The sequence below is a fragment of the Longimicrobium terrae genome (genome assembly GCF_014202995.1).
Lineage (GTDB): Bacteria > Gemmatimonadota > Gemmatimonadetes > Longimicrobiales > Longimicrobiaceae > Longimicrobium > Longimicrobium terrae.
The window spans coordinates 1-15,800 of sequence record NZ_JACHIA010000039.1 but is presented as its reverse complement, the minus strand read 5'-3'; the positions used below and the strand labels follow the sequence as shown (position 1 = coordinate 15,800).

Below are 15,800 nucleotides of genomic sequence, written 5' to 3'. Positions count from 1 at the left end.
GCAAGCAGAGCCGCTACCCCGTCCGGCGCCGGAGCGAGCCGTCTGAGAAGATCGACCCGCGTGTCGTCGAGGTGCTTAGGTGAATGGTATTACGCTTTCGCGGACTGGGCGCCGGCTCTGCTCGCGTCCCCAAGACAGTTGAAGCCCCGAACGGGGCGCGAATAGCGCCGGGTCGGGGGTTCCCGCTGTTCGAGCGGCGGATTCATTCGCTCAAGGAATTCGCTCACCCGCCGATCTCCGCCTCCCGCACGCAACTCTCCGCCCGTGCCAACCCCGCCCCCCCGCACCGAACCCTCCGCCCGCCCCAACCCTCCCCCAGTCTTTTTTGGGGGAGGGTGGGCGAGTAGTACGAGCCCGGGTGGGGGCCGCCCGCGAACCCCGCCCGCCGCCCCTCATCCCCAGAAATCCCCGGACAAAAAAAGGCGGGGGCGATCGCTCGCCCCCGCCTCTTTCCAACCCTCAGTTCCGGCTCAGAAGCCGGGCTGCAGGGCGAACTGCCAGTGCCATCCGCGGTTGCTCTCAAAGCCCTTCACGTACGCGGCCTCCAGCACCGCGTACCCGAACAGGTTCACCCGCGCGCCGGCCCCGCCGCTGGTCACGATGCCGCGGCGGTCGTTGTCCAGGTCCACCCCGCGGCGGAAGGTGGGGCGCGTCTCAAGCACTCCGCCCTGCTGAAGCAGCACGTTGCCCCACGCCGAACCCGCGTCAAAGAAGCCGAACGCTTCCACCGGCGGCAGGCCGATGGAGTTGCCCACGATGATCTGCCGGAACATGGGCAGGCGCAGCTCCACGTTCGCCACGCCCACACGGCTGCCGCGCAGCTCGTCGTCATACAGCTGGCAGTCGGCGTTGCGGACATTGTTGTCGTCGATGGAGCTGCGGCACGAGTTGTACAGCCCGTTGGGGTCGTAGCCGCGCAGCAGCATGGGCCAGCCCAGGAAGTAGGGCTGCAGCCGCGCCTCGTCGCGCCCGTACCGGCCCACGTGCAGGGCACGGACGGCCAGCGTGAACGGGCGCGCAAAGATGTAGCGCCGGTAGTCCGCCGTGGCGTTGGTGAACTGCAGCGAACCCACCGTGGGCGACACCTCGAAGCGGTACCGCTGCCCCGCAAAGGGCGAGGTGTAGCCCTGCAGCGCGTTGTCGTACGCCAGCGCCACCGACGCCTGGCCCATGTTGTACGCGACGCCGCTCTCGTGCCGGTCGCGGATGTCCGACAGCCCTACCACCTGCCCGTCGATGATGGGGTACACCAGCTCGCGGATGATGGTGTCGGTGGCAAAGCGCCGCACCCCCGCCGAAAACTCCAGCCGCTGCACCTGCGAGAACGGGTACTGCGCCAGCGCGTTCAGGCTGGTGTCAAAGAAGCGCAGCGTCACCAGCTGCTGCAGGTACTCCTGCGCCTCTTCGTCGATCGCCTCGTACGGCAGGCCGCCGTAGATGTACGGAATGCGCTGCGCCGAAACACCCCAGTTCCACCGGTGCGTCTGGTTCAGGTACAGGGTGCTGAAGCCGATTTCGTCCAGCTGCCCCTGCGCCTGGATGGTGCCGTACACCGTGTGCTGGCCCAGCTGGTCGCTGAAGATCCCCGAAATGCCGCCGTACAGCCCGCCGCGGTTGTAGGGGCCGCCGCCCACCGACGCGCCCACCACCGGCTGGCCCAGGTAGTCCAGCGACAGCCGCGGGCGGTACGGAACCACCGTCCACGTGGCCTGCTCCTCCACGCTGGGCAGCCCCGTCTGGTACTCGTTCACCGCCAGCAGCACGCGGTTGAACGGCGGGTCTTCCGGACGGGGAACGGGGGGAAGCAGCGCCGGAAGCGGAACCCCGGGGCGCCCCGCCGCCGCCACCTGCACCGGGCGCGGCGTGGTGCCGGCCAGCTCGGTGGGATCGGTGATGGAGTAGATGTTGAAGCCGTCGCGCTCGTACGCCGCAAAGATCAGCCGGTTGTCGCGCTGCGCCGACGAAATGGCCGGGCTCAGGTCGGTGATGCCGCTCACCCCGGTGAACAGGTCGGTCACCTGCGTCACCGCGCCCGTCGCCAGCTGCACGCGGTAGATGTTGCTGATCCCCGTCACGTCGCCGATGAAGAACAGCCCCGTGCCGTCCTGCGTCCACTGCGGATTGATGGCCTTGCCCTCGCCGCCCGGGTCAATCGTGCGCACCGCGCCGGAGGGAAAGTCCATCAGCCCGATCCGGTAGCTGGCGAACGACAGCGTTTCCAGGTTGGTCTCGTCGCGGTCCGTCACAAAGGCCAGGGTGCGGCCGTCCGGCGAGAACATGGGCTGCATGTCCGCGTACTTGTCGTTCGTCAGCTGCCGCGAGCGCCCCGTGTTCACGTCCACCGCGTACAGGTCCGACACGCCGCCGCGCAGGCCCGACACCACGATGGTGCTGCCGTCCGGCGACCAGGTGGGGTTGGTGATCTCGCTTACGCCGTCGATGTCGTACTCGCGAAGCCGGGATCCGCGCTGCGCGTCGATGATGGAGATGACGTCGCGCCCGCCCACCAGCGCCGAAAAGGCGAACCGCCGCGAATCCGGCGACCACGATCCCGCCGAGTTGATGTAGCGCAGGCTGCCGTAGTGCGGATCAAACGACGTTCCGCGCACCAGGCGGTGCAGAACCTCGCCCGTCTGCGCGTCGGCCACGTACAGCTGCACGTCCAGGAAGTTGAGTTCCGACAGAAAGGCGATGCGGCGGCCGTCCGGCGAAACCACCGGGGCCACGTTCAGCCGCCCGCCCTGCTCGCGCTGCGTGATGGTGGGCTGCCCCTGCTCGCGCGCCTCGCGCCGCTCGTTCAGCAGCGGCAGGTAGGTGCGGCGGATGGAGTTGGCCCAGTCCTCCGAAATCTCTTCCAGCGGCACGTTCACGATGCGCGAGAACGCTTCCGGATACGGCACGCCCTGGCCCACCTGCTTCAGAATCTGCCCCACCGCCGCGTCGCCCCAGCGGCCGCCCACGTACGCCCAGAACGCCTGTCCCCAGCGGTAGGGGAAGAAGCTGGGGTCGAAGGTCAGCTGTTCCAGCGTGGGAATGCGGCCGGTGAGCGCCGCGTCGCGCAGCCACATGGCCGTGTGCGGGTCCACCGGGCCGATGGACAGGTACTCCGCCATGCCCTCGGTGAACCAGGCGGGAACGTTGAAGCGCTGCGCGGCCTGCTCGATGCCGCCCTGCGCGCGCCCCAGCCCGCTGATGTCGTACTGAAAGGCGTGCACCAGTTCGTGGCCGACCACGTGGTCGGTTTCGGCGTACGCGTTGGCCATGGGCAGAATGATGCGCTGCTTGAAGGCCTCGGTGACGCCGCCCGTTCCCTCGCCGATGTCGCCGCCCAGCGACGTCGTCTGCTGAAAGTGGGGGTGGCTGGCGTACAGAATGAGCGGCTGGCGCTGCTCGAACTCGTACTCCAGCACCTGCGAAAGCCGCCCGTACCAGCGCTCCGCCATGCGGGCGGCGTCGCGGGCGGCGACTTCTTCCTCAGGGTAGTAGTAGACGTCGAAGTGCGTGGTGCGCAGGATGCGGAAGTCAAAGGTCTGGTACTGCACCTTGTTGCGCCCGAAGTACTGGGCTTCCGCGGGTGCCGGGCCCAGTGCGGTCGCGCCCGCGCAGAGCGCGGCCACGGCGCACAGGACCCGTAGGCGGGAAACTGCCGACATGAGGACTCCTTGAAACCGGCCGGAGGTGATACAGGGCTTTTCGGGCAACGCTCCGGCCGGAGCGCCTGTCAGGAGATGACAGGCCCGCCGTGGCTCGCCGCGATCAGTGGCCGACGCGCAGAATGCACGTCTCGTACCCTGTTTGTACAACGATGCAGAATCACTTCCGGACCAACGCCCCAGCGGTGCGCGTCATGACACCGGACCCGCCTCCGGCGCCGCGTACGAGACGCCCTCCAGCGTCTCCTGGTCCCCCCGGTCGTCCAGCAGCCAGAACGCCAGCAGCGCCGCCGCCGCCAGCGCCGCGATGCCGATTAGCCAGGGCCGCAGCCCGGGCCGGCGGGGGCGCACGTCGATGTCCGCCATGCCGTTCTCCATCCAGAAGGTGATGAGGTGCCCTGCCCCGCGGCGGCCCCGGGCAGAGAGCGTGCCCGTCATGCTCCGGACGAACGAAAGGCCCCGGATCCGCGTGGATCTGGGGCCTTTCGTTCATCCAGCGAGCCCCCTGCGTCGCCCGGGGGTGACGAGCGGCGTCCTCCCGGGGCGTCAGCGGATCAGGTGGCCGATGGCGTAGCCCACGCCGATCCCCGCCGTGCCCGCCGCGATCATGTTCAACGCCTGCGCGCCTAGCGTGCGCAGAATGGCCGCCCCGGTGCCGATGCCGAACGTCGCCCGCGCCACCCAGACCAGGTAGCCGAACCCGAGCAGGGTGTTGGCCACCATCAGCACCCGGAACCCGCCAAACGCGGCGGCGACGCTGAGCGGAACCATCAGCAGGGTGTGGTGGGCGTTGACGTACAGGTTCAGCACCACGTGCTCCGCGTAGTTCAGCCCGTAGCGCCGGTACATCACCCACGTCCCCAGGGCGGAAAAGGGCACGCCCGCCGCCATCAGCAGGTTCATGTGGGTCTGCACGAGCTTCACGATCCCCTCCGTCCCGGCCGCGGAGCCGGAGACCGCCGCCAGCCGCTCGCCGATCCCCGCCTGCACGTACACCAGCACCACCATCGCCATCACCAGGACGAAGTACTTGGCCGGCCCGGTCCAGCGCACGGTGGCCCCGTTCAGGTAGTCGCGCACCACCTCGCCGGGGCGCAGAGTGAGCCCCGCCACGGTGTGCAGCAGGCCGCGGTCCATGTCCGCGGCGCTGGCCACCGTCTCCATTGCGACCTGGCGTACGCTGAGCCGGCCCTCCACCCGCTTCTGCCCGCACTCCGCGCAGAAGCGGCCGGTGAGCGCCGCGCCGCAGTTGGCGCATGCGGGCACGGGCGGCGGAGGCGCCAGGATGCGCGCGGGAGCCACATCGACGGCGGCAACCGGTCCGTCGCCAGGAATAAGCGCGGGGTGGCCGCCGGGCGCGGCGATCGGTTCCGGCGTGGCGGACGCGGGCGCAGGAGAAAGCGTGGTGTCCATCGGGGGTACCGCGAGGAGGGAAAAGCGACGGGCGGCCCGGGGAGGGCCGCCCGCGAGACGGTCAGGCCATCGGCTGCCGGTATCCGGCGGCGTAGCGCCCGTTCACGTGGTGGTCCAGCTGCCGTTCGATGTCGTTCAGCAGCGAACTGGCGCCGAAGCGGAACAGGTCCGGCCGCACGTAATCCGGCCCCAGCTCCTCCTTCATCATCAGCATCCAGTCCAGCGCCTGCTTGGCGGTCTTGATGCCGCCCGCCGGCTTGAAGCCCACCACGTGGCCGCTGCGCTCGCGGTACTCGCGGATGGCGCGCGCCATCACCAGTCCGACGGGAAGGGTGGCGTTCTCCGTTTCCTTGCCGGTGGACGTCTTGATGAAGTCCGCGCCCGCCATCATGGCCACCATGCTGGCGCGGCCCACGTTGCGCAGCGTGGCCAGCTCGCCCGTGCCCAGGATGGCCTTGAGGTGCGCGGGCCCGCACGCCTGGCGGAACGCCTTGACCTCGTCGTACAGCGCCTGCCAGTTGCCGGTGAGCACGTGCCCGCGGGTGATGACGATGTCGATCTCCCGCGCGCCGGCGTTCACGGACGCGTGGATTTCCTGGATGCGCTGCTCCATGGGCGACAGCCCGGACGGGAAGCCGGTGGACACGGCGGCGACGGGAATCCCCGATCCCTCCAGCGCTTCCACGGCCGTGGGCACCAGCGCGTGGTACACGCAGACGGCGGCGGTGTGGATGGGCAGGTGCTCCACCCCCAGCGCGCGAAGCAGCTCCGGGCGCACGGGATGGCGCGCCTTGGCGCAGAGCCGGCGCACGTTCCCCGCGGTGTCGTCGCCGGAAAGCGTCGTCAGGTCCATCAGGGTGATGGCGCGCAGCAGCCACGCGGCCTGCCACTGCTTCTTGACCGTGCGGCGGCCGGAAAGGGAGCCCGCGCGCCGCTCCACGGCGCTGCGGTTCACCCGGACGGATTCCACCCAGTCCAGGTCCAGCGCCGTGCCCGGGTTGCGGTGCTCGTCGTGGGCGGCCTCGACGTCGTCGGGCGGGCCCCCGGCGGGGACGGCGATCAGATGGTTGTACGGTAGCGTTGACATGGCGCTGCGCGGGTGCGGTTGAGCCGGGAAAGATAGCTGAACGGACAGGGAATAGGGAATAGGGAATGGGGAATGGGGGGTCCGCGCGGCGGAAACGCTGGGGTTCCGGGCATGATCTTCGCCCGTGGCGCGCGGCGGGAAGAGGGGGAATTCCATCGCGGAGGACGGGATGAAGCCCGATGACGAGAACGGCCGCTTGCCGCACGACCGGCGGCCCCTGCGCGTACTGCTGATCGCCGGCTCGCAGCGGCGCCAGTACAACTGTCCGGGCGTGGACAGCAAGTCGCGCACGCTCATGATGCGCATGGCCGACCGCCTTCCCGCGGAGTGGGAGGTCGACGTGGAGGACCTGGGCAACGTGTACGCGCGCTCCCGCATCCAGAGCTGCAACGCGTGCGTGTCGACGTCCATGGCGCTATGCTGCTGGCCGTGCAACTGCTACCAGAAGGGCGACAAGGCCGAGCCGGACCTGATGTGGGACCTGGACCTGTACGCGCGCCTGGACCTGGCCGACGCGTGGGCCGTCATCGGCCCGGTGAACTGGTACGCGCCCAGCAGCAACCTCAAGCTCATGTTCGACCGGCTCGTCTGCGCCAGCGGGGGGAATCCGGACGAGGGGTTGATCGACCACAAGGATCCGGAAAAGGCGATGCGGCTGGAGCACTCGCCCGAGTGGAAGGCGCTTTCCGCCAATCACCTGGAGGGGCGCACGGCGGGCTTCTTCTGCTACGGCGACCAGGGATCGGACGAGCTGGATGAGGACGGGCGGCCCAGGCTGCTGCGCCACAAGGAGTGGTTTCCCGTGGATGAGGAGCCGTTCGAGCGGATGCGCAACGCGTACGCGCCCTTCGTGTGGCAGTGCCGGTACAGCGGAATCGAGGTGCCGGACGCGCTCTGGAGCTATGCGGACACTGGCGTCGGCGTGCCGTACAGCGACAACCAGGCGGAAGACATGGTCCGCGAGGCGCCGTTCATGGAGCGGTTCGATGCATGGACGGATTCGTTCGTCTCTCACGTCGGCGCCAAAGGTCAGGTGCCGCCGGGAACGTGGCGCGCGTTCGGGTACGAGCCGCCGCCGCACAAGACCGCGGACATCCGCCTCAAGTGGCGCGACACGCGGATGCGCCTGGGCATTGCGCCGGAAGGCTCGTCGCCGCGCATTCAGCAGCAGATGGATCTGAACCGCGACGTCACGCTGAAGCCGAAGCAGAGCACGGCCGATCAGATCGACCGTTGATCCCTCTGCCTTCGTGCGCTTCCTGAGACTGGCAACTGCCGTTTCACACGGAGGTCACGGAGGATGCACGGAGGTCACGGAGGAACAGCGGAAACGATGAACCTCACGCAGAGCAGCAGAGACGCAGAGGACGGACAACTGAAATCATCACACAGAGTTAACAGAGTCAACAGAAAGAACCCAAGGAGCGGCGCAGGCAACCGTCCCCCGGGTTCTTTCTGTTCCTGTTAACTCTGTGTGATGCCCATCTGTTGCCGTGCAGTCCTCCGTGACCTCCGTGCCTCCTCCGTGGCCTCCGTGTGAAACGGCAGTTCACGGATCAGGCGTCCCGAGCGAGGCAAGCGGATCGGCGCCGTGCAGCGTGCCTTCCGTACCCAGCAGCCGGAAGCGCGTGAACAGTTCCTCGCTGTACCAGCCCTCCGCGCGGGTGCGGCGGACAACTTCGGCGTGCTCCGGCGTACGATAGGCCCAGGCGCGCATCGCCTCGGCGGAGCGCCACACGCTCAGCGTGGCCTGCCTCAGCCACGGCACTTCGCCCACGCCGAACGTCAGGAGCAGATCCGCGTTGCCGCGCAGCGTCTCGTCCACGGGGTGCACGCGCGACCAGAACCGCGCCGCGCGGGACAGGCGGATGGACGCGCGGGTGAGAACCACGACGGGCTCATCCGCCGCGGCTTTCAACGACGGCTCGCCGAACGGCGCTTCCCCGCCCCACCGGCCGTGCGCCGAAAGAGGCCGCAGGCGCAGGGTGTAGCGCTCCTCGCCGCGCGCCGCGTACTGGCGCATCACGGCGGATCCGTCGCGAAAACTCTCCCAGTGCGCCTCATCCTCCCACACCGCGAACAGCGTCCACAGCAGCGGATCGGGGACGGCGCTGAAGCCGATTCCCGCGCCGCTCCCCATCAATCGCGCGAAGCGAAGGCCGGGCGTGCGCGCCAGCAGCGGGCGCTGCGTGGCCATGTGCAGCGCGCCCCAGCCAGCCCGGCGCGGCGTGTAGCGGACGGCGGTAAAGGTGGCGAGCAGGCTCACATCCGCGCGAGAAGCGCCACGTCGTGCCGCGCCTCGTCCGGCGTGCTGATCTCCGAGATCACCACGCGCAGGTTGCCGTCGCTGTCAATGCCGTACACCGCGCCGGAATGCGCCATCACCGGCGCCCTGGCGGAGGCCGCCGGCATCGAGTGGCCGGCGTGCCCGGAGGCCGCGGGCATCGCATGACCCGCGTGCCCGGCGCTGGCGGACGCGGTGCCCACGGGCGCGATGTACGCGCCGTACGCCGTGCGCGAGGCGACCACGGCGGTGCTGTCCCCCGTCAATCCCACCACCTGCGGGCCGAAGGGCGCGGCATACGCCTTGAGCACGGCGGGCGTGTCGTTGGCCGGGTCCGTGGTGATGAGCACGATGCGCATGTCGCGGCCGGCGCGGCCCTGCGCGCGCACGGCCGCGGTCAGCTTCTGCAGCGTCAGCGGGCAGATGTCCGGGCACCGCGTATAGCCGAAGAAGAGCAGCACGGGATGGCCCCGGAAGCTTTCCAGCGTCACGGCGCGGCCGTCCTGGTCGCGCAGGGCGAAGTTGCCCGCGGGCGCGGGGTCGTACGCGGTGCCCACCCAGGCCGGCGCGGGGCGGGGCGACATGGCCACCCCCGCGCCCACGATGATGGCGATGGAGGCCGCGACCAAGGCCACCAGAGAACGGCGTGCGTCTCGCATGGAACGGTGTGCACGGGCGATGGATGCGCTGCCGGAGCGGCGGCGCGGCCGGGCGACAATCTAACATCATGCGCGCGAATGGCTAAGGGCCCGCGTCCCGCGCGCGGGGTCGCGCGGGGGCGGGCGCCGCGCTACGTTGGGCGCCCGCCGGCACGGAGCCGGACGCGGCCAGATACGGACATGGGAGGACGGATGGAGCGGGACGAACTGCAGCAGCGGATTTCAGAGGCGTTCACCGACCGCGATCGCCTCAAGGACGGCGACACCGCGCGGGCGGTGGAGGAAACCATCGCCCTGCTCGATCGCGGCGAGATCCGCGTGGCGGAAAAGGTGGATGGCGCGTGGCGGGTGAACGCGTGGGTCAAGGAGGCCATCCTGCTCTACTTCGCGCTGCGTCCGCTGGAGCCCATGGACGCCGGCGTGCTGCGCTTTTTCGACAAGATCCGCACCAAGACGGACCTGCAGGCGCAGGGGATCCGCGTGGTACCGCCGGGCGTGGCGCGCTACGGCAGCTTTCTGGAACCCGGCTGCGTGGTCATGCCCGGCTACGTGAACATCGGCGCGTACGTGGGCGCGGGGACCATGGTGGATACGTGGGCCACGGTGGGCTCGTGCGCGCAGATCGGCAAGCACGTGCACCTGTCCGGCGGCGTGGGAATCGGCGGGGTGCTGGAGCCGCCCTCTGCCTCGCCGGTGATCATCGAGGACGGCGCCTTCATCGGGTCGCGCTGCATCGTCGTGGAGGGCGTGGTGGTGGAGGAGGAGGCGGTGCTGGGGGCCAGCGTGGTGCTGACGGCATCGACGCCCATCGTGGACGTGACGGGTTCGGAGCCGGTGATTACCAAGGGCCGCATTCCGGCGCGCTCGGTGGTCATCCCCGGAACGCTTCCCAAGCAGTTTCCCGCGGGCACCTTCCAGGTCCCCTGCGCGCTGCTGATCGGCCGTCGCACGGAATCCACCGACCGCAAGACCTCGCTGAACGACGTCCTGCGCACCTTCGACGTTCAGGTATAAGGCGCAAACCTCCGGCGCACCCGGGTGTATGGACCCGGGTGACGCGGCCGGGAACGCGAACGAGAGGAGGAGATGTGTCCATCGTGTTGACGCCGGAAGTAGAGCGCGCGCTGGCCGACGCCGCCGTGCAGGAAGGCACCACACCGGACGAACTGGCCGACGCCTACCTGCGCGACCGCCTGCTCGGGACTAGGCACGACGCGTCCGCTCCCGCTCCGCGCACGCTGGCGGAGCGGCTCGCCGGATACGTCGGCGTGCTGAACACCAGTGAATACGTGCCCGGCGGCGCCCAGCTTTCCGAGAATTCCAGCGAAAAGTTCGCGGACCTGCTGCTCGAAAAGCGGCGGGACGGACGGCTGTGACGCTGACGGATGCCGGGCCGCTCCTCGCCATTCTGGACGCGGACGACCAGCACCACGCCAAGTGCGTGTCGGCTCTGGAAGAGCTTGGCCCGGAGCCGATGATCACAACCTGGCCCTGCTTTACGGAGGCGATGCATCTGCTGGGGAGATCCGGCGGATTCCGGGCCCAAGCCACCCTCTGGGAGCTCTATGCCCAAGGCCACCTTGTACTCCACGAGCCCGCGACCGCGGAAGTGGCCCGTACGGCCGCTCTGATGAGCAAGTTCAGGGACGCGCCGATGGATCTCGCGGACGCATCCCTGGTCGCCGCCGCGGAAGCGCTGTCTCTCAGCCGCGTGTTCACGGTGGACCGCCACTTCTACGTCTATCGCCTGGCGGACGGCTCCGCGCTCCAAATCATCCCGCGCCGCTGAGTCCGGGCGCACTGGCCTGGGCCCGCTGCCCTCCCGCACTCACGCACCCAGCACTCACGCACTTCTCTGTTGATGACCATCCGGGACGAACTCGCGCACCTCACGCTGGACCTGTGCAACATTCCCAGCGAAACCTGCCACGAGGCGCAGATCGCGTCGTGGGTGCAGCAGCGCTGCGCCGCGGCGGCCGGCCCGCACGCCGTCACCCGGCTGGGCAACTCCGTCCTCTGCGAGCCGTTCGGCCGCGACGAGCGTCCGGGCCAGCCGGTGATCGCCCTCGTGGGCCACATCGACACGGTGAAGTGCGCGGAGGACCAGCCGTATGAAATCCGCGACGGCCGCGTGTACGGCTGCGGCGCCAGCGACATGAAGGCCGGTGTCGCCGTCATGCTCGCGCTGCTGGACCGGTGGCGGGAACTGGAGAACGCGCGCCCCGTCTGGATCTTCTACGACGGCGAAGAAGGCCCGGCGGAGGGCAATGGCCTGGGCCCCGTCCTGGACAGCGGCGCGCTCCCCGTCATCGACTTCGCCTTCATCCTGGAGCCCACCGACCGCGGGGTGCAGCCGGGATGCATGGGGCTCATCCACGCCACCGTCACCATCCCCGGCGTGCGGGCCCACAGCGCGCGGCCGTGGCAGGGGCAGAACGCCATCTACGCCGCCATCCCGTTTCTGGAGAAGCTGCGCGACTGGGGCCGGCGCGAGGTGCGCTTCGGCGACCTGTCGTTCTACGAGGTGATCGTCGCCACCGCGGCGGCCACGCACAACTCGCGCAACGTGGTGCCCGACGCGCTGGACCTGAACGTCAACTTCCGCTTCGCGCCCGGCAACACGGCGGAGAACGCGGAGGCGGAACTGCGCGCGCTGGCGGGTCCGGAGTGCACCGTCACCGTCACCGACAGCGCGCCCGCCGGCGACGTGTACGCCGACCATCCGCTGATCGCGGAGTGGATTCGCCGCGAGGCTCTGCCCGTCCTCCCCAAGCAGGCGTGGACGGACGTGGCGCGCTTCACCACGGCCGGCATCCCCGCCGTCAACTTCGGCCCCGGCGAGACGGGGCAGGCGCACCAGGCCGGCGAGTGGGCCAGCATCGACTCGCTGGAGCACTGCTACGGCGCCCTCCGCCGCTGGTTCGCCCAGTGAACCCGGTACTGGACGGCATCGCCCCGTCGCTCATCCGCGCGCTCAACGCCCGCAAGCAGCCGGGCGACATCGACCTGGGGCTGGGCGAACCCACGCTGCGCCCGGACCCGCGCTACTTCGATGCGGCGGCGGCGTGGGTGCGCGAGCACGGCTGCCCGTACACCGTGAACGCCGGCTTCGCGGATCTGCGCGCCGCCATCGCCGCCTATCACGCGATCCCGGACCGCGGGGCGGAAAACGTGTGCGTGACGGTCGGGTCGGAGGAGGCGATCTACCTGGCTCTCAAGGCGGTGCTGGATCCGGCGCGCGACGAGGTGCTGATCGTGGAGCCCTGCTACCTCGCCTATCCCAAGCTGTGCGCGCTGGAAGGCATCCGGCACCGCACCGTGGCGATGGACGGGGACGATGGATTCCGCCCGGATGCCGCGCGCGTGCTGGATGCGCTCCGCCCGGATACGCGGATGCTGATCCTCAACAGCCCCGCGAACCCCACAGGCCGCGTGTGGCCGGAAGCGGAACTGCGCGCGCTGGCGGACGGGCTCGCCGCGCGTCCGGGGCCGCCCGTCTACGTGCTGTCGGATGAGGTGTACCGCGAGCTGTACTTCAGCGCGGAGGCGCCGGTGAGCATCGGCGCGCTCTGGCCGCACTCGCTCGTCGCCTGCTCGCTCAGCAAGAGCAACGCGATGACGGGGCTGCGACTCGGCTGGCTCGTGGGCGGCAGGGCGGAGATCGCAGCGGCGGTCAAGGTGCACCAGCTGGTGAACACCGCCGCCAGCACCTTTTCGCAGGTGGTGGCGCGCGCCGTCTTTGCCGATCCGGCCAACCTGGGCGAGCACCGCGCGCACTACGCCGCGCGCCTGCGGCTGCTGGGGACCGCCCTGGCGGAAAACGGACTGCGTACGACGCCCATCGAAGGTGCGTTCTACTGCATGGTGCGCCTGCCGGACGCCTGGGCCGCCGACTCGCTGGGCGCGGCGGAGGCGCTGCTGACGCGCGCGCACGTGGTCGCCACGCCGGGGCTGGCCTTTGGCGGCAGCGGCGAGGGCTGGCTGCGGCTGAGCTGGGTGGCCGAGCCGGACGCGCTGGCGGAGGGAGTGCGGCGCATCGCCCGCTTCCTGGCCGAGCCGCGCGGCTGACGCGGCGCGCTTCTTTCGATCCACCAAGGCAGGACAGACGATTCCCGCATTCACCGGACGCGCATGACCGCCCAACCGACCCGCACTCCCGATCCGCTGCGCGCTCCCCTGGTGGAGCTTCGCCGCGGACTGATGCGCCTGCACAAGGCGCTGATCGACTCCGAACGCGCCATCTACGAGCAGACCGCCGGGCCGCAGTCCAATGTGCAGCTGCTGCAGGCGCTGATGGAGGACGAGTTCTTTGCCTGGCTGCGCCCCTTTTCGCGGCTGATCACCGAGATCGACGGCGCGCTGCACGAGGGCGATCCGCTGACGCTGGAATCCGCGCGCGGCTACATCGCCCAGGCCCACGAACTCGTCTCCGCCCCCGCCGACGGGAACGGCGCGGACGGCGATGCGGCGCGCTACGAGCAGGCGCGGCAGCGCGACCCCGGCGTCCTGTTCGCCCACACGGAAATGCACCGCGCGCTCGCCGCCTCGTCGCTGGCGCTGGACGTCATCGGCTGAGGCCGTACGCGGTGGCTCTTTCTGCGGGCGCCGGGTGTACTGGCGCCCGGCTGGACCGCTTTTCCCTTTTCTGTTGATGGTAGAATGAAGCCGATCCGTCCCTTTCTGGTCGCCGTGGCGGTGGCCGCGACGGCGCCCGGGGTGCAGGCGCAGGCCGCCCCCGACTCGGCGCCGCGCAACTGGCAGCTGCTGGACGCCCGCGCCAACAACGTTCCCGGCATCAGCGCCGAGCGCGCGTACCGCGAACTGCTGCAGAACCGCCCGGTGCGCGACACCATCATCGTGGCCATCATCGACAGCGGCGTGGAGGTCGATCACCCGGACTTGGCCAGCGTGATCTGGACCAACCGCCGCGAGGTCGCCGGCAACGGCGTGGACGACGACCGCAACGGCTACGTGGATGATGTGCACGGCTGGAGCTTTCTGGGCGGCGCCAACGGGCAGAACATCACCGTAGAAACGCTGGAAGTCACGCGCCAGTACGCCCGGCTCCGGGCGCGCTTCCAGGGCGCCAACGCCGACACGCTGCGCGGCGCCGCCCGCGCCGACTACGAACTCTGGCAGCGCGTGGCCGCCGACTTCGAGGCCCGCCGCACGGAACAGACCGGGCTGCTGACCGAGTACGGCCAGTACGTGAACATCCTGGCGCAGGCCGAACGCGTGCTGCGCGACGCGCTGAAGACGGATTCGCTGACGCTGGAAGCCGTTCGCGCGTACACGCCGGCGACCACGCAGGAGCGCGCCGCCCGCGAGGCGTACATCAGCTTCGTGGGGCAGGGCTATCCGCTGGCCAGGCTGCGGGAGGGTGTGGCGGAACTCAAGGAGACGGTGGAGTTCTCGCTGAACCCCGACTTCAACCCGCGCGGCATCGTGGGCGACGATCCGGCCAACGGCACGCAGCGCAACTACGGCAACAACGACTACGAGGGGCCCGACGCGGGCCACGGAACGCACGTGGCCGGCATCGTGGCGGCGCGGCGCGGCAACGGCGTGGGCATCGACGGCGTAGCGCCGGCGGTGCGCATCATGGCGGTGCGCGCGGTGCCCAACGGCGACGAGCGCGACAAGGACGTGGCCAACGCCATCCGCTACGCGGTGGACAACGGCGCGCGCGTCATCAACATGAGCTTCGGCAAGAGCTACTCGCCCGAAAAGAGCCTGGTGGACGACGCCGTGCGCTACGCCGAAAGCAAGAACGTGCTGCTGGTGCACGCGGCGGGCAACGAAAACGAGGACACCAGCGAGCACCCCAGCTTTCCCACGCCCATCTACACGCAGGGCGGGCAGCGCGCGTCCAACTGGATCGAGGTGGGCGCGTCGTCGTGGAAGGGCGGCCGCAACCTGGCCGCGGAGTTCAGCAACTACGACCAGGCGCTGGTGGACGTGTTCGCGCCCGGCGTGGACGTGCTTTCGACGGTGACGGACGGCGGCTACGAGCGCAACAGCGGAACCAGCATGGCCAGCCCCGTGGTAGCCGGCCTGGCGGCGACGCTGCTCTCGTATTTTCCGGAGCTGACCGCGGCGCAGGTGCGGCAGATCATCATGGAGTCGTCCACGCGCTACCCGGGGCTGGTGGTGCAGCAGCCGGGGAGCGAAACGGCCACGGTCCCCTTCGCCCAGCTTTCGTCCACGGGCGGCGTGGTGAACCTGTACGCCGCCGTGCAGATGGCGGAGCGCATGGTCCGGCGGTAAGCCGGGTTCTTTGCTGGATGATGGATGGACCGCCTCCCGCGCTCTGGCGCGGGAGGCGGTTTTCGTTTGGGAGTGCGTGAGTGCTGGGTGCGTGAGTGCGTGAGTGCGTGAGTGCGATTGACGGAAGGGCCCAGTGCCCGGTGCGATGTGCTCAGATCGGGTTTGGAGCGCGCCCCGGCTGTGGGCCCTCACCCCGCGTGCTGCGCACGACGACCCTCTCCCACGAACGGATGTGGGAGAGGGAGCACACACCAGTCTGGCGCGGCGATGATGTTCGGCGCGGAAGGCAGACATTGGTCCGGCGGTTGAAACCGCGCCTCGCAACACACGAAGTCCGCCTGCGCGTAATACCATTCACCTAAGCACCTCGACGACACGCGGGTCGATCTTCTCAGACGGCTCGCTCCGGCGCCGGACGGGGTAGCGGCTCTGCTTGC

14 protein-coding genes are annotated in these 15,800 nt (G+C 69.8%); 8 read left to right on the top strand and 6 right to left on the bottom strand.

What is annotated here, in order from left to right; translation table 11 throughout:
* Positions 1–470: 470 nt before the first annotated feature.
* The 4 genes from HNQ61_RS28030 to deoC form a co-directional block, all read right to left on the bottom strand.
* Positions 471–3,653 (bottom strand): PD40 domain-containing protein, encoded by a 3,183-nt coding sequence (locus tag HNQ61_RS28030; RefSeq protein ID WP_170032848.1) that lies wholly within the window; start codon positions 3,651–3,653, stop codon positions 471–473.
* Between the two features lie 192 nt (positions 3,654–3,845).
* A complete protein-coding gene (locus HNQ61_RS28025) occupies positions 3,846–4,091 on the bottom strand; it encodes a hypothetical protein (protein ID WP_170032849.1) in 246 nt (81 codons plus the stop codon).
* A gap of 108 nt (positions 4,092–4,199) precedes the next feature.
* Positions 4,200–5,066 carry a DUF3667 domain-containing protein gene (locus HNQ61_RS28020; RefSeq protein ID WP_170032851.1) on the bottom strand — a complete coding sequence of 289 codons (867 nt, stop codon included), beginning with the start codon at positions 5,064–5,066 and terminating at the stop codon, positions 4,200–4,202.
* Between the two features lie 61 nt (positions 5,067–5,127).
* Positions 5,128–6,153, bottom strand: coding sequence for a deoxyribose-phosphate aldolase (deoC, locus tag HNQ61_RS28015; RefSeq protein ID WP_170032853.1), 1,026 nt, complete (start codon positions 6,151–6,153; stop codon positions 5,128–5,130).
* A 169-nt stretch (positions 6,154–6,322) separates the two neighbouring features.
* Here deoC and HNQ61_RS28010 point away from each other — a divergent pair, with 169 nt between their 5' ends.
* The gene (locus HNQ61_RS28010) at positions 6,323–7,390 is read left to right on the top strand and encodes an NAD(P)H-dependent oxidoreductase (RefSeq protein ID WP_170032855.1); all 1,068 of its coding nucleotides are present in this window, start codon (positions 6,323–6,325) and stop codon (positions 7,388–7,390) included.
* Between the two features lie 312 nt (positions 7,391–7,702).
* On the opposite strand, the gene HNQ61_RS28005 is transcribed toward HNQ61_RS28010, so the two are convergent.
* Together HNQ61_RS28005 and HNQ61_RS28000 are read right to left on the bottom strand one after the other, a co-directional pair.
* Positions 7,703–8,419: a spheroidene monooxygenase gene (locus HNQ61_RS28005; protein ID WP_205761264.1), complete on the bottom strand. Its 717-nt coding sequence runs from the start codon at positions 8,417–8,419 to the stop codon at positions 7,703–7,705.
* Positions 8,416–9,096: an SCO family protein gene (locus HNQ61_RS28000; RefSeq protein ID WP_170032857.1), complete on the bottom strand. Its 681-nt coding sequence runs from the start codon at positions 9,094–9,096 to the stop codon at positions 8,416–8,418. The genes HNQ61_RS28005 and HNQ61_RS28000 overlap by 4 nt, the downstream gene beginning before the upstream one ends.
* A gap of 192 nt (positions 9,097–9,288) precedes the next feature.
* Between HNQ61_RS28000 and HNQ61_RS27995 the strand changes: the two genes are divergently transcribed.
* From HNQ61_RS27995 to HNQ61_RS27965, 7 genes are all read left to right on the top strand, one after another.
* A complete protein-coding gene (locus HNQ61_RS27995; RefSeq protein WP_205761266.1) occupies positions 9,289–10,110 on the top strand; it encodes a 2,3,4,5-tetrahydropyridine-2,6-dicarboxylate N-succinyltransferase in 822 nt (273 codons plus the stop codon).
* A gap of 74 nt (positions 10,111–10,184) precedes the next feature.
* Complete coding sequence (locus HNQ61_RS27990) at positions 10,185–10,472, top strand: hypothetical protein (RefSeq protein WP_170032862.1); 288 nt, start codon at positions 10,185–10,187, stop codon at positions 10,470–10,472.
* Positions 10,469–10,885 (top strand): PIN domain-containing protein, encoded by a 417-nt coding sequence (locus tag HNQ61_RS27985; RefSeq protein WP_170032864.1) that lies wholly within the window; start codon positions 10,469–10,471, stop codon positions 10,883–10,885. Before HNQ61_RS27990 ends, HNQ61_RS27985 begins: the two co-directional genes overlap by 4 nt.
* A 72-nt stretch (positions 10,886–10,957) precedes the next feature.
* A complete protein-coding gene (dapE, locus tag HNQ61_RS27980) occupies positions 10,958–12,028 on the top strand; it encodes a succinyl-diaminopimelate desuccinylase (RefSeq protein ID WP_170032866.1) in 1,071 nt (356 codons plus the stop codon).
* Positions 12,025–13,164, top strand: coding sequence for an aminotransferase class I/II-fold pyridoxal phosphate-dependent enzyme (locus HNQ61_RS27975; RefSeq protein WP_170032869.1), 1,140 nt, complete (start codon positions 12,025–12,027; stop codon positions 13,162–13,164). Before dapE ends, HNQ61_RS27975 begins: the two co-directional genes overlap by 4 nt.
* 63 nt (positions 13,165–13,227) lie before the next feature.
* Positions 13,228–13,671 carry a hypothetical protein gene (locus HNQ61_RS27970; protein ID WP_170032871.1) on the top strand — a complete coding sequence of 148 codons (444 nt, stop codon included), beginning with the start codon at positions 13,228–13,230 and terminating at the stop codon, positions 13,669–13,671.
* Between the two features lie 84 nt (positions 13,672–13,755).
* Positions 13,756–15,363 (top strand): S8 family peptidase, encoded by a 1,608-nt coding sequence (locus HNQ61_RS27965; protein ID WP_170032873.1) that lies wholly within the window; start codon positions 13,756–13,758, stop codon positions 15,361–15,363.
* Positions 15,364–15,800: the final 437 nt, after the last annotated feature.